The sequence below is a fragment of the Thermobrachium celere DSM 8682 genome, assembly GCF_000430995.1.
In the GTDB taxonomy this organism is placed as follows: Bacteria; Bacillota; Clostridia; order Clostridiales; family Caloramatoraceae; genus Thermobrachium; species Thermobrachium celere.
On sequence record NZ_HF952018.1, the window covers coordinates 1573901 to 1593451 of the forward strand.

The following is a 19551-nucleotide window of genomic DNA, read 5'->3' on the forward strand; positions in this document are numbered from 1 at the left end:
TATTAAAGGTCAACTGCCAATATGGTCAGCTGCCTTACATTACTTCACAGGACTGCTTATAGGCTTTAATTTCATTAATAAGTTCAGGAACAACTTTATATAGGTCTCCAACAATAGCAAGGTCTGCAACAGACATAATTGGAGCATCTCCATCCTTGTTTATAGCCACTATATACTCACTCTCCTGCATACCAGCAAGATGCTGAATAGCACCTGAAATACCGCAGGCAATGTAAAGCTTTGGTCTTACTGTCTTTCCTGTTTGTCCTACTTGTCTGTCCTTTTCTATCCATCCTGAGTCAACAGCTGCTCTTGAACCTGCAACTATTCCTCCAAGTACATCTGCAAGCTCCTTAAGTAAATTAAATCCTTCCTTATTTCCAACTCCACGTCCACCTGCAACTATAATATCTGCTTCAGTTATATCTATCTTTTCCTTCATTGACTTTACAATCTCTTCAATCTTAACCTTTATATCATCTTCCTTTATGTCAACATTAAATCTTTCAACTTCTCCCTTTCTTGCATAATCAGCACAAGGAACATTAAACACCCCTGGTCTTACAGTTGACATTTGAGGTCTATGGTTTGGACACTCAATTGTTGCCATAATATTTCCGCCAAAGGCTGGACGAGTCATAAGAAGGTTCTTTGTTTCATCATCTACATCAAGGCCTGTACAGTCTGCTGTAAGTCCTGTTTTTAGCCTTGCGGCAACTCTTGGACCAAGGTCACGTCCTATATATGTTGCACCTATAAATATGATTTCAGGTTTCTTTTCATTTGCTAGTTCACAAATTGCCTTAGTGTAGGCATCTGTTGTATAGTGTTTTAAATTGATGTTATCTATTAATATAACCCTATCTGCACCATGGTGGATTAAGGTATCTGTTAACTTGTCTACTTCATATCCTAATAAAACTGCAACAACTTCACCATCAAGCTTATCTGCAATCTCCCTTGCCTTACCTAAAAGCTCAAGGCTAACCTTNAGGAAGCTTAACGCGTAGCGTTTCGTATCCATCCTCTAGTGCACGTCTTACCCTAACTTCACCATCTAAAACCTCAACCTTTTCAACATATGTAACTTGAGGAAGGTTTAAGTGCTCCGCAATTTCAGGTCCAACCTGTGCAGTATCACCATCTATTGCCTGTCTTCCTGCAAATATTAAGTCATAGCCAAGCTTTTCTGCAGCCTTTGCAAGAACAAGGGATGTTGCCCAAGTATCTGCCCCTGCAAATGCTCTATCTGTTAATAAAACAGCCTCATCAACACCCATAGCAAGTGCTTCTCTTAGAGCCTTTTCTGCTTGAGGTGGTCCCATAGTAACAACAGTTACCTTAGCTCCAACCTCTTCCTTTATTCTAAGTGCCTCTTCAATTGCATTTTTATCATCTGGATTTATAATACTTGGAACACCTTCACGAATTAGAGTTCCTGTCTTTGGATCTATTCTAACTTCGTTAGTATCTGGAACCTGCTTTATAAAAACTAAAATATTCATACCATCACCCCACTACTTTAGAATGTTTGCAGAAATAACCATCTTTTGAACTTCTGAAGTTCCTTCGTATATTTCAGTGATCTTAGCATCCCTCATCATTCTTTCAACAGGGTAGTCCTTAGTATATCCATAACCACCAAATATCTGAACAGCCTTAGTTGTAACCTCCATAGCAGTTTCTGAAGCGTAAAGCTTTGCCATAGAAGCATCCATGCTGTAATTTTGTCCTGTCTGCTTTTTCCAAGCAGCCTTGTACACTAAGTTTCTTGCAGCCTCAACCTTAGTTGCCATCTCTGCTATATAGAACTGTAGGCCTTGGAATGTTGCAATAGTCTTTCCAAACTGTTTTCTCTCCTTCATGTACTTTACAGCCTCATTTAGTGCGCCTTCGGCAATACCTAGAGCCTGTGCTGCAATACCTATTCTACCGCCATCTAGTGTTGCCATAGCAATCTTAAAGCCCATACCTTCTTTACCAAGTAGATTTTCCTTTGGAACCTTACAATCTTTAAAAATTAACTCTGCTGTTGAGGAAGCACGAATACCCATCTTCTCCTCAATTTTTCCTATTGAAAAGCCTTCAAATCCCTTCTCTACGATGAAGGCTGATATTCCCTTTGTTCCTTTGCTTCTATCTGTCATAGCAAAAACAATAAATACATCAGCATATCCACCGTTTGTTATAAATACCTTGCTACCATTTAGTATGTAGTAGTCTCCCTCAAGCTTTGCTGTTGTTTGCTGGCTTGCTGCATCTGTTCCTGCGTTTGGTTCAGTTAGTGCAAAGGCACCAAGATACTCTCCCTTTAAAAGCTTTGGAAGATATTTTTGTTTCTGCTCATCTGTACCAAATGTATATATTGGCCAGCAGCATAGGGATGTATGGGCAGATAGAATAACTGAAGTTGTAGCACAAGCCTTTGCAAGTTCTTCAACTGCCATGATGTATGTTATGAAGTCTCCACCTGCACCCCCTACTTCTCTTTCAAATGGGATACCCATCATTCCAAGCTTGCCCATCTTCTTTACAGTTTCAATTGGAAATCTTTCTGTTTCATCAATTTCAGCTGCAATTGGTCTTACTTCATTCTCTACAAACTTTTCAAACATTTCCTTTGCAAGCTGCTGTTCCCTTGTTAGTGAAAAATCCATATTATCACCCCAAATTTGTTATTTATTTAACTTGAAATCAACATTATATAAGCAATTACCATGCCAAAATAAATATGTATAGGATAGTTAAAATATAAACATTGTGTAATAAAATAAAAACAGGACATTTTAATTTGTCCTGTTTTTAATACACTATGCTTAATATAAAATTTTAATTTGTCCTGAATTCTGTACATTTATAAAGACACAAAACTTAATATGTCCTGATTTTAATACATCTATCAATCTATCATCATTATATCGTCAAATTTAATCTTTCCAAGCGAACTTAATCTAACTCCTGCTAAATGTTTATGGTATGCAAAACCAGATTGAGGATGATATAAGAATACCCATGGTGCATCATCTACTATTATCTCTTGTATGTGTTTATACATCTCAACCCTCTTTTCAGGGTTTATAATTGTTTTAGCCTTAGCCATTAACTCTACTACTTCTTTGTTATCATATCCTGTAAAGTCTGTAAAGTTTGCAGGATTAAATAACGGTTCTAGGAAGTTGTCAGCATCACCTGTATCTGCAACCCATCCACTAATAAACATGTGACATCTTGCAATACTCTCTGGCTTTAAATATTTTTCTGCAGGAACTTTATCTATAACACAGTCAATACCTACAGCCTTTAAATCCTGAGCAACGTATTCAGCTATCTTTTCATTTGCAGTATTGCCATTTCCTTGTCTTACTTGAATTACAAGTTTTTCTCTAATTCCCTTGCCACTTAATAGTTGTTTTGCTCTTTGAGGATTATATTCATATCCTTTTAAATACTTGTTATCGATTATACTTGGTGGAAGTGGTCCTCTTGATTCAACCGCCATTCCTCCCATTATATCCTCAATTATCCTTCTCTTATTTATTGCATAGTTTAGTGCCTTTCTAACATCCTTATCACGAACAAACTCTGAAGAACTTCTTAAATTTATACCTATATAGGTTGTTGTCATAACATTTTGTAATTTTACACTACCTTCAAGACCAGCTTCCTTAATCTTCTCAAATGTAAATTTATCATCAACCGGAATGAAGTCATATTCTTTATTAACAAATTTTTCTACTAGGTCACTATCCTCATATACTATTTCTACCCTATCAATATAGGCTGTTCCACCAAAGAAATCCTTAAATGCTTCTAAAACGCAACCATTCTCACTAGTTTCTATAATCCTATAAGGTCCACAACCTGTAAATATACCCCTTTCTACATCTTCTTTTGCAATAACTGAACAGCAGCTTTGAGCAAGATTTAATAAAAATCCTGTATACGGCTTTTTAAGTTTTAATGAAATAGAATATCTATCTAAAACGTTTATTCCACTCACTTCTCTTGCCTTACCTTGATTAAACTCTAAAGCCCCTTCAATATCAAATAGGAACCATGAGTTTGGTGAATTCAACTTTGGGCTTAATAATCTTTCAAAGGAATATTTAACATCCTGTGCAGTTACTTCTCTTCCATTATGAAATTTGATACCTCTTTTAAGATTAAACACCCATGTTAAATTGTCATCCTTAACATACCAGCTTTTTGCAATACCAGGATATACATCTACACCAAGACCTGGCATTAAAAGACCTGCATGTACATTTATAAATATCTTGGCACTTTGCTGATCAAATGCCATTGCAGGATCTAAAGTTGATGGCTTTCCATTTATTATTGTCCTTAATACCTTCTTTTCTTCCTCTCCCTCTTCTAATCTTGATAATAGGCTATCTGAAACATTCCTTAAATCATGTGATACTTCAATTAATGATTCAATTGCATTTTTAGTATATTCAGTTGATAGTGCTGCAGATTCAACCTTTGCCATTACCTTCTCTGAAGTTGAATTCATTTCTTGAGTTGAATTTATAACCTTCTCTAGACTCTGTGTCTGCTCTTGTATTGCATTTTTAATCTCTAATGAAGTTCTTGCTGTTGTATTTACAGCCTCTATAATATCATTAAATACCTCCATTGTATGATGTGCCTTTTCAACACCCTCTTTAACCTTTTGATTGCTCTTTGATATAGCATCTATTGTTTCCCTTATGCTTGAGTTTATCTCCTTAATTGTATTTGATATTTTATCGGCAGACTCCCTACTTCTTTCTGCAAGCTTTTTAACTTCAGATGCAACAACTGCAAATCCTCTTCCTGCTTCTCCTGCACGTGCAGCCTCAATTGAAGCATTTAATGAAAGTAAATTTGTCTGCTCTGCAATATCTCTTATAATTTTTAACATTTCATTTATCTGTGCTGCCTTTTCCTCTAAAGAAACAACAGCATCCCTTACATAATTCATTGAAGTTTCTATTTGATTCATTGCATCTATTGAAACTTGAACAGCACTATTACCTTTTTTTGCAGTTTCAAGTGTTTCAACAGCTATCTGCTCTGAATTTATTGTACTTGCATAAACTTCTTCTGCAAGGGCAGTATATTGATTTATCTCATTTACTAGATTTTCTATAGCACTCATTTGAACTTCTACATCTTTTGTTATGGTAGTAATAGAGCCAATTAAGGATTCAGCTGTATTTTTAGTCTCATCAAGTTTTGCTGTTATTCTATCAACTATAGATTTTTGATTTTTCTTTAATAAATATAGCTTCTTATCAGATTCAACCTTTTTAATCTCTGGAATAAAATCTGTTTTAGTCGCGGCTGTCTCTGAAACTTTGCGTCTAAAAAACATATAGCTACCCCCTATAAAATCTAATATTACATTTATTTATCGGCATTATTTAATTTTTCTTAACACCTGTATGATAAAATAAATTTAACATCATTTTAAATATAATATCATACTATCTTACTAGAATAGTAGCGAGGTGAACTAAGTGAATATAAAAAAACTTCAATTACTATTATCTAAGCCTGAAGGACCAAAACTTGATTTTAAGGAAAACATATATTTAAATACAGAAGGTGAAAAAAAAGAACTTGCAAGGGACGTCTGTGCTATTGCAAACAGTTTTGGTGGAAGAGGATATATAATATATGGTGTTGAAGATAAAACAAAAAAGGTAGTTGGGATTAATAAGGAGGATTTTAATGAAGAAAAAATACAACAAATAATAAGTACAAGAATAGACCCACCTGTTTCTATAACAGCTGAGGTTGTAAACCTTCACGGGAAAAATATTGGCATCATTACAATCTACAATTCAAACAATCGTCCACATCAACTTAAAGAAAATGGAACATTTTATATAAGACGTGGTTCAACAACAGATTTTATGCACAAAGAAGAAATTGCATATATGCTTCAGGAGTATGGGCTTATACATTTTGAACAAACTCCTGTGTTTAATGGTCAAATCTCAGACTATGATGTCAATCTTATCAAGAAATATTTCAGCTTATCTGGACTAAACTACACTGGTGATGAATCCCAGCTTTTATCTTCTGGTTTTATATATCAAGATAAAGAAACAAAAAAATTTTATCCAACAATAGGTGGAATACTTCTTTTTTCAAGTAACCCTCAGATTTACCTTCCCCATACAACTATTTTAATAAAAAATTTCATCGATAGTGCAAATGTTGATATCACAACCTGCTGTGGAAACATAATAAATTGTCTTGAAAAAGCTAGTAGCACAATTTTTTCTTTAAAGAAGTTTGAAAATCATGACTCTGTTAATTTCTGTTTAGCAAAATCAATTATAGAAAGAAACTATCTAAAAATAAATAAATGCATAGAAGTTAATGTATATAAGGACAAATTAGAAATAATTGTCCCTGGATTAATTAACAAAAATAATTTTAAAAAAGTTGAGTTTAAGAATATATGGCTGTATCTTAAACTGCTTGTTTTAGATGAAAATAAAAAATTTTTATATCCTAACGTAAAGAAACTAAAGAAAGTAAAGGTATTTGAGGGACCATCGCAAGATATAACTAAAATAATAATAAGGTAAGGCTAAAGCCTTACCTTATTAGATTTTAAATTTACTTACAGCATTTGCTAATTTATTTGCCATCTGATTTAAGTTTTGTGCAGTAGCTGCAACTTCTTGAGATGAAGCTGAAAGTTCTTCAGATGATGCTGCAACTTCCTCTGAAGCAGCTGTATTTTCTTGTGTAACAGCACTTAATGTTTCTACTTTTGCCAGTACATTTTCTCTAGCTTTTTCCATTTCATCCATTTCTCTATAAGTCTTTGTAACCAGTGGACCTATCTTTTCAACCGACTCCATTATGTCAGTAAATGCCATAACTGAATTTTCAACTACACTTGTTTGTTCATCAATAAAATTACTTACTTCATTTGATGTTTTAATAACTTCAACTGTATCAACTTGTATTGAATTTATCAATGATACTATTTCTGCAGTTGATTTTTTAGATTCTTCTGCTAATTTTCTAACCTCTTCAGCAACAACTGCAAAACCTCGGCCTACTTCTCCTGCTCGTGCTGCTTCTATTGCTGCATTTAATGCTAAAAGATTTGTTTGTTCTGATATTGAATTTATCGCAGCTGTTATATTGTTTATTTCTTTTATTGAATTAGTTAAATTATTAACTTTATTAATAACTAAATTAAATGCATTTTTAATTTCATTTATAGACCTAACAAGCTTTTCCATTTCTTTAGTACCAGCATTAGCCTTTACTACAGCATTATCAGACTCCAATTTTACATCTTTTAATTCATTATATACATTTTCTATCTTATTAGATAACTCATTCATAAGAATAGCTACTTCTTGTAAATCACTAGCTTGAGATGAGGATCCCTCTGCTACTTGCTGCATAGTTTTTGCTACTTCTTGTGAGGAAGCTGCCATCTCATCTGAAATTGCAGATAAACTTTCCGAATTAATTAGGACATCCTCTGTGCTTTGTTTAACCTCTTGTATCATGATTTTTACAGAATTTAACATGTTGTTAACTGCTAATGCTATTTGACCAAATTCATCTTTTCTTCTTAATAATTTATCAGATATATTTACTTTAAAATTACCTTCTGATAATAAAACCATATCTTCTTCTATTTTTTTAATTATTTTAACTGCATCACTAGCTGTATAATATAAGACAAAAGCTAAAAGCACAAAAATAATAAGACCTAAAATAATTATATTCAATAAATTTTTATTTATAGTTTTATAAATAGGTTCCATCGAAAAACCTATATCAATAGCCCCTATATGTTTTCCATCTACAAAAACAGGCAATATTACATCATAAACTTTAACCTTTTCTGCTTCATAATAAAATTCTGAACTATATACCTTCCCCTCAATTGCTGCAGCTTTACTTCCCTGATCATTTAGCTCTATTCCAATTCTATCTTTATTACTATGAGCAACTGCCTTTAAATTTTTATCTATAAAAAGAGCATAAACAATATTCCCTCTAGATGCCAATTCTTCAACTAATCTTTGCTTTGAAAACTTTTTTGTAAGTTCATTAATTTCATTTGCATTTATCCCTACTTGAACAAAATATCCATCTTTATCCCTAACATATCCATATTTTTTAAATTCTCCTGATACAGAATCCTTCCTTATTTCCTCAACTTCAAAATTTTCATTCCCTTTTAAAAATTTATATGCTGCATGATCTTCTGGTGCTTTCCACCCAACATATTCATCATAATTGGAATATATAATTTGTCCATTATAAAACAAATTTATCTCATCTGCTTTCAAATCCTTTGCAAGATTTTTTAAATACTCATTATTTATATTTGCTCTATTTCTTATGACAACATTACCTATGTTTTTAATTTTCTCATTTAATGTATTATCTACTATTTCTAAAGCCTTTTCATTATCTTCTATTCTCTTTGCTATATCATTTAATAATGCTAATCCATCTTCTTTCGTTTTATTGATAAGACTCTTTTTAGTAGTATAGGAGATTGTCCAACTTAATACTAACATTGATATTAATATAATCAGTATTGGTATAAAGATAAGTTTATTTCTAATCGAATTAGTGCTTATCTTATTTTTAAGCAAAATTATCACCTCTTTTTAATATATTTTATATTTTGTTTTTTTAAAGTTAAATTTATTGTCTATTAATTTAAATTATAATGAAATTTTACAAAATATTCAACATTTTTTCTTCATAATTCTGCATATTCTGTCAATTTTAAAATTTTAAAAAAACTAATCTAATATCAAAAAGATATAGATTAGTTTTTAAAAATTTAATTTATTTAACGCCTTGATAAAATTAATTATTAATATGTCTACTAATTGACTCTGTTTTAATGCCTTTTGATCTGTTTACTTTCTTTCATTGCTTTAATCAATAAATTCTTTAATATACCTCTTATTACTACACTTTTATTTTTGTTATAATACATATTCTTCTATAAACATTGTTACATTATGTAAAAACAGTTATATTTTCTGTTAAATAATGATTAAATTAAGAAAACAATATCATTTGTTATATTCTTTTAACAAAATTGATAATCTCTCTGAATCAATTGGTTTTGAATATACATATCCTTGAACATAATCACATCCTATCTCCTTTAATATTTCAACTTGTTCTCTATTTTCTATTCCTTCAGCAGTTACAAGCAAGTTTAAACTTTTTATAAGACCAATAATATTTTTAATTGTTTCTATAGACTCTCTCTTTAAAAATTTATCATTTAAAGATTTGTCCAATTTGATCTTATCAACTGGAATATATGTTAAGTAGCTCAATGAAGAATAACCTGTTCCAAAATCATCTAATATTATTGTAATTCCTAATTCTTTTAAAGTTTTTAGTTTTTGGATAGTATAATCATTTTTTTCTAATAACAAGCCTTCAGTAATTTCTAATTGTATTAAGTTAGTTGGAATGTTAAATTTATTAATATATTCTTTTAATATGTTTAAAAAAGTTCCATCTACAAACTGTTTTACTGATATGTTAATTGAAACTGGTTTCACATCTATTCCTAAGTCTATCCATTCTTTTATTTTCAGTACAACATTTTTTATAACCCAATTACCTATGTCAACTATTAAATTACTTTTTTCAGCGATTGGTATAAACTTGGCTGGTGATATATTAAAATCTTTTATCCTTAAAAGCGCTTCAAATGATGCAATCTTTTCTGTTTTGATATCATATATAGGTTGATACAATATTTCAAAATTATTATATTTAAGTGACTCTATTAATTTGTTTTCTATATATGTTCTCTCTTTAATAGCATCCTGCATTTTAACATTAAAATAAAAATATGTATTTTTACCCCTTCCCTTTGCCTCATACATAGCCATATCAGCCTTCATTAATAACTCTTCAATTAATGTCCCATCCTTTGGATACAATGCTATACCTATGCTTGTTGATATATTTATTCCTCTGCTCCTTGTATAATCAATAATCCTATTTTTTATCTCTTTTACTAAAACTTCTATTTTAATTTCATTTATACAATTGTATGTAGCTATAAATTCATCTCCACCCATCCTATAAAATTTTACTCCATCATAATTATTTTCTATTTCTTTAAATATTTTTGATATGTCTATTAAAACATTGTCTCCATAAACATGTCCTAATGTATCATTAATATTTTTAAAATTATCTAAATCTAATAATAAGATACATCCCTCTAAGTTTTTTCTAATTCTAATTTAAGTTCTTGTTGTAAGCTTGCCCTATTAGGTAGTCCCGTAAGATAATCATTATAAGCAAGATATTTTATCTCTTCTCTAGTATTTTCCAATTCTTTTACATATTTTTTTATTTCATCATATTTATCCTGAAGTTCTTCTTCATATGCAACAAGTTGTTCCAATGCTGCACTCAATTCTTCATTTGAAGCTTCAAGTTCTTGTTTATTTTCATTTATCTCTTTAATATATTGGTAAATCCTTTTTAATAAATTATTGATATATACCTTTAAATTTCTAAATGCATCATCTTCTTTAATATGAAGATATTCTTCAAAATTATGTTTAAAGTTTATTTTTTCTAGTTCATTTTTTAAATTATCAAATGGTATAATCAATCTAAATTTAATTATCAATATTGATGCAACTAAAATTAAAAATATTATAGCAGATGAAAAAGCAATGTTAGTAACTATTATTTTTTTAACATCACTAATTGAAATCCCTATAATTAAATACCCAAATACATTATTATCTTTTTTTATAATTTTTTTGCTGTTTCTTATACTTGAAAGATATATAATCATATTATTTTCTTTATCTATCCAATATCTTTGATTTTTTATTTTATTGCTGATTATATTTTTACTAAGTATTTTAGAATCATCTATACCACAATGATAAAATTTATTAAATTCTAAATCATAAATTGAACAAAAGCTTAATTTATTTTCTTCTATCAATTTTTCTATGTTTTTTCTATAATTCATCCTATCTTTTAAATTGTTAATTTTAGTAGCTAGCAAGCCAACTTGAATTATTTTACCATCCTTTCTTTTTGCATATCCATATCTTAAATATCTATCTGATTCTTGGTCCTTTCTAATTGCCTCTTCTAACCATTCGTTATAACCCAATATTAAAAATTTATTTAAAGGATGCTCTTTAGGAGCTATCGCTCCAACATATTGATCTATATTAGAATATAGTATTTCTCCTTTTGGAGAAAATACATTTATCTCAAATACATTTTGCTTAAGAGCTATATTTTTTAAAACTTCGTTAGAAAAATATTCTAAATCTGAAACATATTTTGCAGTTGATATTATCTTGTCTTCTATTAAGTTATTTACAATGTCTAATGCATTTATTTCGTTTTCTATTCCTAGTGTAATTTGATTAGAAAGCGTAATTAAATAATTTTTACTCTTATTTAGAATTACATTATTAATAAGAAATGTTGTATATATTGTAATAGATGCTATTAAAATTACTATTACAATTAAAGGCTTCCCTATCAACTTATAGGCATTAACCAAACTCTTATTTTCTTTCTTAACTCTCATAACAATCACCATTTTAACTTATATTTTACTTGTTAATAATATACATATTTTTCAACATTTTTACAATATTTTCGACAAATGTAGACATATGTAATTTGTATATTAATAGAAATGCCCACCTTATTTAGATAGGTGGGCATTAAATTACCTTAGCTCTGAATATATCCTATTTATTTCACTATTGTGATATGAAATCACCTCATTCAATCTAGCTTCCATCTCTTCATGATCATCAATAAAATCTAAAATTACGCACCACATTGGGTTGTATTCGTCGTCAACTTCCTCTACTTCGTATCCCATTTGAGTTAACTTATCTAGATCATACATATCGTATATTTGTGTGAATTCCTCATCTGAAACATCATCCTTTGTTGTAAGGTAAAGATATACCTTATCTTCTTCTACATATGCCTTATAAACTAAATTTATTCCCTCATCTATTTCATAACTCCCAAGTTCTTCTTGTAGCACTCCGTTCTCCCTCTTCATTAGAACAAGAGCCTTTGCATCTAATTCCATAAACTACACCTCTTTAGAATTCTAATCTTTCTTCTATATATTTTGCAACTTCGTTTATTGGTATTCTAACTTGGGTCATTGTATCTCTATCTCTTATTGTTACTGAGTTGTCATTTAATGAATCAAAGTCAAATGTTATACAGAATGGAGTACCTATTTCATCTTGTCTTCTATATCTCTTTCCTATACTTCCTGTTTCATCAAAGTCAACCATAAACTTCTTACTTAACATTTCGTATACTTTATATGCTTCATCTGAAAGTTTCTTTGAAAGAGGTAGTACTGCTGCCTTAAATGGAGCAAGAGCTGGGTGTAGTCTTAAAACTGTTCTTACATCTCCACCTTCTAATTCTTCTTCATCATATGCATCAATCAAGAAGGCAAGAGCAACTCTGTCTGCACCAACAGATGGTTCGATACAATATGGAACAATCTTTTCGTTTGTTTCTGGGTCAAAGTAAACAAGGTCTTCTCCTGAATGGTTGATGTGTTGTTTTAAATCAAAGTCTGTTCTATCTGCAATACCCCAAAGTTCTCCCCAACCAAATGGGAATTTATATTCTATATCTGTTGTTGCATTGCTATAGTGGGACAATTCTTCCTTTGAATGATCTCTAAGTCTAATATTTTCTTCCTTCATGCCAAGGCTAAGTAGCCAATTTTTACAGAAATCCTTCCAATACTCAAACCACTTTAGATCCTCTCCTGGCTTGCAGAAGAATTCAAGTTCCATTTGCTCAAATTCTCTTGTTCTAAAAGTGAAGTTTCCAGGTGTTATTTCATTTCTAAAGGATTTTCCTATCTGTCCTATACCAAATGGAAGCTTCTTTCTTGTTGTTCTTTGAACGTTTTTAAAGTTTACAAATATACCTTGAGCAGTTTCAGGTCTTAAGTAAACAAGTGCCTTTGAATCTTCTGTAACCCCTTGGAATGTCTTAAACATTAAATTGAACTGTCTTATATCTGTAAAGTTTGTAGCACCACATTCTGGACATGGAACTTTGTTTTCATCTATGTACTGCTTCATCTTTTCGTTGCTCCAACCATCTACGATTGGATTTTCAACACCTTGACTCTTCATAAAATCTTCAATTAGTTTATCTGCCCTAAATCTTGCTTTACACTCTTTACAGTCCATAAGTGGATCTGAAAATCCTCCAACGTGACCTGATGCAACCCAAACTTGAGGATTCATAAGTATTGCAGAATCTAGACCTACATTATATGGACATTCTTGAATAAACTTCTTCCACCAAGCCCTCTTTACATTATTCTTAAATTCTACCCCTAGAGGACCATAATCCCATGTGTTTGCAAGTCCGCCATATATCTCTGAGCCTGGAAATATAAAGCCTCTTGTTTTACAAAGCGCAACAATCTTATCCATAGTCTTTTCGACTGCCATATATATACCTCCTTTTATTTATTTTACCAAAAACAAAAACCTTTCATCCCGGCAAGGGACGAAAGGTTAACTTCCGCGGTTCCACCCTTATTGGCACAAGGCCCAACTCTTAAAATGTGCTCAAGGCTGCCCTTCACTGAAACCCACTGCCGAGCTTTCACCCTCCTCGACTCGCTAGAAGTGAGCCCTTCAGCTACTCCTTCCTTTCATTGCACAAATATTTACTTCTTTAAAATTTATGATAACAAATAGATAAAATTTGTCAAGGACTATTAATATGCATTCTTATATAATGTATTATATCTAAAAAATTTATTTTAAATTACAACAATTAATCATTTTTTTACCTCAACGCTATGATTCTTCATATATTCTATCTGCTTTTGTGTTGGCTTACCATTTTTTATTATAACTTCAACTGCCTCTTTTGGAAGATATGCTTCTTCTTTTAATTCAATCTCAATACCTTTATAAAAAGCTACAAACGCTCTAACAGCACCTGTACCTATATCCTTACCTTGTGTATCAGAAAAATTTGTCTCTAAATCTTTACATTTAAATATACTAATTTGGCTTATATCTATTAAAAATGCATCTGCTAAATCCTGCTCTGGTATATTAAAATTTTTAGCTACATCTTTAAAGGTATATGAACCTCTTATATCATTTGGATTTAGTTGACCTGCAAATTCACCCTCTGTAATTTTACTTGGTACCTTTGTTGAAGTTATCCTCCAAATTCCCATAAGCTTAGCTACTCCTATACCTCCAAATATAATTAAAAATATACTAATAGCTATTATCTTGCTATTTACCTTCATATTCTTCACCATCCTTTGTACTTAAAACTACTGTATTTTCAACTGGACAGCTAACTTCAGAAGTACACTTTAGGCACCTTATACATTGATGATTTTTAATTACTTCTTTATCAGATACGACTATATTCATTGGACATACCATATCACATGCTTTACATGAAATGCATGTATTTTTATTTCTTCTAATCTTGAATATGCTTAGAAAATTAAATAATCCTAAAAATCCACCAAGTGGGCATAAATATTTACACCAAGGTCTTTCTATAAATAGAGATGAAATTATTACAATAATAAGTAAAATAATTGCTTGTATTGTAACTTCGCCTGTCCAAAAATTAAATAGTGCATAATAAGGGTCAATATCATTAAATAATAACTTACCTGTCTTAGCTATAACATATACTATCCATGCGAATGTAAAATATCTTATATATCTAAGTTTATTATCCAATTTATTTGGAACAAATTTATTATATCTTTTTCCAAATATTTTTTCTCCTATATTTCCTAACCATTCTTGAACTGATCCTAATGGACATATCCACCCACAAAATACAGGTCCAAATAAAATAGATAAAAATACTATTAATCCAAGCATAACAAAGGATGATTCGTGTATCTTTTGGACAAAACTTCCCTCTGTAACAAATTTATATATTGATACTACTCCACCAAATGGACATAATCCATGTAATGATGCATTTGAAATAAAAGGAATGGTTATATTTTTTTTAGAAAGGTATTGATTTATTGCGGTTAATAAAATGATTGTAAAAAAGAATATCTGAACAAATAACCTTATTTTTACATTTCTTTTTCTATCCAAAGATTTAATCTTTGTCATTTAATCCACCACCTTTTAATAATTGTAAGGGGGAAAATCCCCCTTATTAATCTGTTGATTACTTGTTATAGCCGTTTCCTAATCCTCTTCTCATTCCTTGACCTAATCCTAAACCATTTCCCTTACCTTTACCTTGTCCGTTTCCAAAACCAACACCATATTTTTGTCCTAGTCTTTGTGAACCTGTACCATCACAATTTGCCATATTGTTTTTTATTGAGTTTAAAATTTGCTCTGCCTGTGCTTGAGTTAGTTTTCCTTCCTTTACTTTTTGGTCTAATATCTCTTTTTTGTTCTTTAGCATTTCATTCTTAAATTCTTCAAGTTTTCCCGCTTCCTTCGCTATTGTACCATATGTTTTTCCTTGTGCTCTTTCTTGATAAAGAGTTTCTACTGTTTTTCCAGTTAACTTAGAAACTATGTCAACTGGTCTTGTTGCTGCATATGCAAGTGCAGATGTTGAAACTACTCCTGTTATAAGAAGTCCTAAAGCTATCTTTTTCATCTTCATAATAATCTACCTCCTAAAAAATTTAATTGATTTATCTTATACTTTGATTATATTTTCATAGTGTGATTTAATTATGAGAGTTTTGTGTAGATTTTGTGAAGTTGATTTTATTTTTTAAATTTATGTATTAATATATAGTTAAAGCAGAATTAGGGGGTGCTTTTATGAGTAGAATTCTGATTGTCGAAGATGAAGATAAATTAAGACGTGTTTTAAAACTTTATCTTGAAAATGAAGGCTATATTGTAGATGAAGCAAAGGATGGTGAAGAGGCTATAAATCTTTTCTCACCTCTTGCGCATTCACTTGTTATACTTGATGTTATGCTTCCAAAACGCGACGGATGGAGTGTTTTAAGGTCAATAAGAAAGGAAAGTGATGTGCCTGTTATAATGCTAACTGCACGTGGTGAAGAGGATGATAAGCTGTTTGGTTTTGATCTTGGAGTTGACGACTACGTTGTAAAACCTGCAAGCCCTAGAGAAATAGTTGCAAGAACTCGTGCTATTTTAAAAAGAGTTAATAAGTCTAATGAATTAGAGGAAATAGTGATTGATAAATCAGCAAGAGAAGTTAAAGTTAATGGCAATACGATAGATTTAACTTTAAAAGAATTTGAACTTCTTTTATATCTTTATGAACATAAGAATGTAGCCCTATCTAGAGAACAAATACTTGATGCTGTTTGGGGATATGAATATTATGGAGACCTTAGAACTGTTGATACTCATATTAAAAATATAAGAGAAAAGCTTGGTGAATATAGGGACTATATTCAAACTGTTCGAGGATTTGGATATAAATTTGAGGTGAAAAAATGAAGGGAATTAGATCAAAATTAATTATATATACGAGCCTTCTTATGATTATACTTTTAGTATTTAATGTACTCCTTCAAAGTAACATATTAAATAGATACTATTCAAATACTGAAAAGGATAAGCTTATCTCATATGCTCAAATTATTGAAAAAAATCTTTTAACCCCTAATAAGCTAACTTCAGAAACAGAGAAAATTTCATCCACTTTAAATGCTAGAATATCAATTTATGATGGCAGTGGAAATATAATTTTCAAAGAGTATTCACATATGATGGGTATGACTGGTAAGATAATGAACATTGAAAAAAATTATTTATATGATGTTTTAAACGGTAAAATTATATATAGAACAGACGAAATTATGCTAAGACAAAGTAAAATTATCTCTCTTGGGTATCCTGCTAAATATAACGGAGACACTTTTGCTATATTTATCCACATACCAACAGTTGAAATAAATAATGCTATAACAAATATCTCTAAGCAATTTACTTATTTACTATTAATTGCAATAATTTTATCATTTTTAGGTGCTTATCTAATTAGTAATAAATTTACAAAACCAATTATTGAAATAAATACTGCTGCTAAAAAAATATCTAAAGGAGATTATAATGTTAGGTTAAAGATTAAAACTAATGATGAAATAGAAGAGCTATCAAATACTATAAATTCAATGGCAGAAAACCTATCTAAAACTGAGAAATTAAGACGAGATTTTATTGCAAATGTTACCCATGAATTTAGAACTCCCCTTGGTATAATAAAGGGGTATGCAGAAGCACTCTATGACGATATAGTTCCATTTGAAGAACGAAAAGAATATATTCAAAGTATAATTGAAGAGGTAGACAGATTAAATAAACTTGTTAACGAAAACTTGGAACTATCAAAAATTGAATCTGGAAACATAAATTTGAAATTTCAAAGAATAAATCTATATGATTTAATAAACGAAATTAGAGATAAAGTAAAAATAATAAAGGGAAATAGAAATATCATAATAAGTGGAAAAGATGTATTTATAGAAGGTGATATTGATTATTTAGAGATGGCAATTTTAAATATAATTTCAAACTCAATAAAACATACTAAGGATGATGGCATAATAGAAATTTATATTAGCAATGAAGGTAAACCTAAAATAGAAATAAAGGATAATGGCGAAGGAATTGAAGAAAAGCATCTTCCTTTTATATTTGAAAGGTTTTATAGAGTTAAAGAAAAGGGTGTAGGTGGGCTTGGACTTTCTATTGCAAAGGAAATAATTAAACTACACAATGGAACTATAGAGGTTGAAAGTAAGGTTGGAGAGGGAACTACATTTATTATTCAATTTAATTAATTAGCCACCCATTAGGGTGGCTTCAGATTGTTGATAAACCTCTTGATTCTAAAAATCAAGGGGTTTATTTATGCGGTAGCATATAAATTTTCACAGTAAATTTCTGATTTTAACATAAATATTTTATTAATACCTTTAAAAAATAAAAGGGATAGTACCCTTGCAATCTTTTTCATATTTTGAACTGCTGCTGTAAGTAAGCATTGTTCGCTTACTTTAGCTAATCCGCGGAAGCGACAATAGCGAAGCCCATGTAATTCTTTCGAATCTGCAAAGCTTCGCTCTATTGTTTCCTTTCTTCTTTTGTATATTCTTTTACCTTTATCAGTTTTTAAAAAGGCTATGTTTTTATCTTTATATTCTTCCCATACATGTCGTCTAATAGTTCTAAATTCACTTTTTCCAGTTAGGCACTTATCTTTAAATCTACAATTTGAACAAATTTCTTTATCACAAACATATTCTTTATATCCCTGACGGGTGGTAGTCTTATATTTTAAAAACAATTATTAGGACAAGCATATACATCCCATTCTTTTACATACTGAAATTTANTTCAGATTGTTGATAAACCTCTTGATTCTAAAAATCAAGGGGTTTATTTATGCGGTAGCATATAAATTTTCACAGTAAATTTCTGATTTTAACATAAATATTTTATTAATACCTTTAAAAAATAAAAGGGATAGTACCCTTGCAATCTTTTTCATATTTTGAACTGCTGCTGTAAGTAAGCATTGTTCGCTTACTTTAGCTAATCCGCGGAAGCGACAATAGCGAAGCCCATGTAATTCTTTCGAATCTGCAAAGCTTCGCTCTATTGTTTCCTTTCTTCTTTTGTATATTCTTTTACCTTTATCAGTTTTTAAAAAGGCTATGTTTTTATCTTTATATTCTTCCCATACATGTCGTCTAATAGTTCTAAATTCACTTTTTCCAGTTAGGCACTTATCTTTAAATCTACAATTTGAACAAATTTCTTTATCACAAACATATTCTTTATATCCCTGACGGGTGGTAGTCTTATATTTTAAAAAACAATTATTAGGACAAGCATATACATCCCATTCTTTTACATACTGAAATTTATTTTTTGTATATTTGCCCTTTTCATGAGGACCTAACTTAGTTGCTATTGCATATGTTATATTTCTATCCGCTAATCCTTTGCAAATATAGTTTGTAAAATATCCTGCATCTAATCCCACATACTTTACATTAAAATTAAATGTGTTAATTATTCTATCAATTCTGCTTAAATAAGGATCTACATCGTTTACATTTCCTGGTGTAACGTGAACATCTACAATAATATTATGTTTACTGTCTACTGTTCTATGATCTAAATAAAAGAATCCTTCAGGTTTACCATCTCTAATCATATAACCACTTTCAGGATCAGTTGTACTTTCTTTTATAGTTTTAGTTTCAGATGTTTTTTCAGTTTTTTTTAAAGGCTTTTTACCATGAGCAATTCTATCTTCATCAATTGCTTTATCAAGTTCTAACATATAATCCTTAGTAGATTTTTCAACTTCTTTTTCAATAAATTTTCTCTTATTGGCGTTAGCCTTAAGATGTGTTGAATCAGTATAAAGAACTTTACCTTCAACTATAAGTCAAAATAGGAGAAGACGTTTTAAGGATACAGATATAGCACAAAAAATTTTTGATAACATTGTCCTTCA

14 protein-coding genes and 3 pseudogenes are annotated in these 19551 nt (G+C 30.4%); 3 read left to right on the forward strand and 14 right to left on the reverse strand.

The genetic code is table 11. The annotated features are described in order from the left end of the window. Positions 1–34: 34 nt before the first annotated feature. From TCEL_RS13210 to TCEL_RS08275, 4 genes and pseudogenes are all read right to left on the reverse strand, one after another. On the reverse strand, positions 35–1024 hold the full coding sequence (locus TCEL_RS13210; protein WP_018663085.1) for an electron transfer flavoprotein subunit alpha/FixB family protein: 990 nt from the start codon (positions 1022–1024) through the stop codon (positions 35–37). After that, positions 993–1505, reverse strand: a pseudogene (locus tag TCEL_RS08265) (electron transfer flavoprotein subunit beta); the annotation flags it as partial. The pseudogene TCEL_RS08265 and the gene TCEL_RS13210, both read right to left, overlap by 32 nt. 12 nt (positions 1506–1517) lie before the next feature. Then, entirely contained in the window at positions 1518–2657 is a 1140-nt protein-coding gene (locus TCEL_RS08270) for an acyl-CoA dehydrogenase (protein ID WP_018663089.1), read from the reverse strand. Positions 2658–2899: 242 nt separating this feature from the next. Then, complete coding sequence (locus TCEL_RS08275; protein ID WP_018663091.1) at positions 2900–5359, reverse strand: ABC transporter substrate-binding protein; 2460 nt, start codon at positions 5357–5359, stop codon at positions 2900–2902. A 145-nt stretch (positions 5360–5504) separates the two neighbouring features. Here TCEL_RS08275 and TCEL_RS08280 point away from each other — a divergent pair, with 145 nt between their 5' ends. Further along, positions 5505–6587 carry an AlbA family DNA-binding domain-containing protein gene (locus tag TCEL_RS08280; RefSeq protein WP_018663093.1) on the forward strand — a complete coding sequence of 361 codons (1083 nt, stop codon included), beginning with the start codon at positions 5505–5507 and terminating at the stop codon, positions 6585–6587. 18 nt (positions 6588–6605) lie between these two features. Here TCEL_RS08280 and TCEL_RS13510 read toward each other — a convergent pair whose 3' ends face one another. From TCEL_RS13510 to TCEL_RS08315, 8 genes are all read right to left on the reverse strand, one after another. Next, positions 6606–8636, reverse strand: a complete 2031-nt coding sequence (locus TCEL_RS13510; protein WP_040683788.1) for a methyl-accepting chemotaxis protein — start codon at positions 8634–8636, stop codon at positions 6606–6608. Between the two features lie 432 nt (positions 8637–9068). Next, the gene (locus TCEL_RS08290) at positions 9069–10268 is read right to left on the reverse strand and encodes a putative bifunctional diguanylate cyclase/phosphodiesterase (protein ID WP_341348980.1); all 1200 of its coding nucleotides are present in this window, start codon (positions 10266–10268) and stop codon (positions 9069–9071) included. Then, positions 10247–11593, reverse strand: a complete 1347-nt coding sequence (locus tag TCEL_RS12845) for a GGDEF domain-containing protein (protein WP_018663099.1) — start codon at positions 11591–11593, stop codon at positions 10247–10249. The genes TCEL_RS08290 and TCEL_RS12845 overlap by 22 nt, the downstream gene beginning before the upstream one ends. Before the next feature lie 144 nt (positions 11594–11737). Continuing rightward, on the reverse strand, positions 11738–12115 hold the full coding sequence (locus TCEL_RS08295; protein ID WP_018663101.1) for a DUF6762 family protein: 378 nt from the start codon (positions 12113–12115) through the stop codon (positions 11738–11740). A 13-nt stretch (positions 12116–12128) separates the two neighbouring features. Next, a complete protein-coding gene (locus tag TCEL_RS08300; protein ID WP_018663102.1) occupies positions 12129–13520 on the reverse strand; it encodes a glycine--tRNA ligase in 1392 nt (463 codons plus the stop codon). Between the two features lie 335 nt (positions 13521–13855). After that, entirely contained in the window at positions 13856–14341 is a 486-nt protein-coding gene (locus TCEL_RS08305) for a hypothetical protein (protein WP_018663104.1), read from the reverse strand. Further along, on the reverse strand, positions 14328–15185 hold the full coding sequence (locus tag TCEL_RS08310; RefSeq protein WP_018663105.1) for a 4Fe-4S binding protein: 858 nt from the start codon (positions 15183–15185) through the stop codon (positions 14328–14330). The genes TCEL_RS08305 and TCEL_RS08310 overlap by 14 nt, the downstream gene beginning before the upstream one ends. Before the next feature lie 58 nt (positions 15186–15243). Beyond that, positions 15244–15696 carry a DUF2680 domain-containing protein gene (locus TCEL_RS08315; RefSeq protein ID WP_018663107.1) on the reverse strand — a complete coding sequence of 151 codons (453 nt, stop codon included), beginning with the start codon at positions 15694–15696 and terminating at the stop codon, positions 15244–15246. Between the two features lie 164 nt (positions 15697–15860). Between TCEL_RS08315 and TCEL_RS08320 the strand changes: the two genes are divergently transcribed. After that, entirely contained in the window at positions 15861–16517 is a 657-nt protein-coding gene (locus TCEL_RS08320; protein ID WP_018663109.1) for a response regulator transcription factor, read from the forward strand. Next, the gene (locus TCEL_RS08325; RefSeq protein WP_018663110.1) at positions 16514–17863 is read left to right on the forward strand and encodes a sensor histidine kinase; all 1350 of its coding nucleotides are present in this window, start codon (positions 16514–16516) and stop codon (positions 17861–17863) included. The genes TCEL_RS08320 and TCEL_RS08325 overlap by 4 nt, the downstream gene beginning before the upstream one ends. A gap of 68 nt (positions 17864–17931) precedes the next feature. Here TCEL_RS08325 and TCEL_RS08330 read toward each other — a convergent pair. After that, positions 17932–18416, reverse strand: a pseudogene (locus TCEL_RS08330) (transposase); the annotation flags it as partial. 49 nt (positions 18417–18465) lie between these two features. Next, positions 18466–19551, reverse strand: a pseudogene (locus TCEL_RS08335) (IS1182 family transposase); the annotation flags it as partial.

Bases quoted from the DNA above. Each gene is read 5' to 3' on its own strand.
- TCEL_RS08270 (WP_018663089.1), bottom strand. From the start codon at position 2,657: ATGGATTTTTCACTAACAAGGGAACAGCAGCTTGCAAAGGAAATGTTT.
- TCEL_RS08275 (WP_018663091.1), bottom strand. From the start codon at position 5,359: ATGTTTTTTAGACGCAAAGTTTCAGAGACAGCCGCGACTAAAACAGAT.
- TCEL_RS12845 (WP_018663099.1), bottom strand. From the start codon at position 11,593: ATGAGAGTTAAGAAAGAAAATAAGAGTTTGGTTAATGCCTATAAGTTG.
- TCEL_RS08295 (WP_018663101.1), bottom strand. From the start codon at position 12,115: ATGGAATTAGATGCAAAGGCTCTTGTTCTAATGAAGAGGGAGAACGGA.
- TCEL_RS08300 (WP_018663102.1), bottom strand. From the start codon at position 13,520: ATGGCAGTCGAAAAGACTATGGATAAGATTGTTGCGCTTTGTAAAACA.
- TCEL_RS08305 (WP_018663104.1), bottom strand. From the start codon at position 14,341: ATGAAGGTAAATAGCAAGATAATAGCTATTAGTATATTTTTAATTATA.
- TCEL_RS08310 (WP_018663105.1), bottom strand. From the start codon at position 15,185: ATGACAAAGATTAAATCTTTGGATAGAAAAAGAAATGTAAAAATAAGG.
- TCEL_RS08315 (WP_018663107.1), bottom strand. From the start codon at position 15,696: ATGAAGATGAAAAAGATAGCTTTAGGACTTCTTATAACAGGAGTAGTT.
- TCEL_RS08320 (WP_018663109.1), top strand. From the start codon at position 15,861: ATGAGTAGAATTCTGATTGTCGAAGATGAAGATAAATTAAGACGTGTT.
- TCEL_RS08325 (WP_018663110.1), top strand. From the start codon at position 16,514: ATGAAGGGAATTAGATCAAAATTAATTATATATACGAGCCTTCTTATG.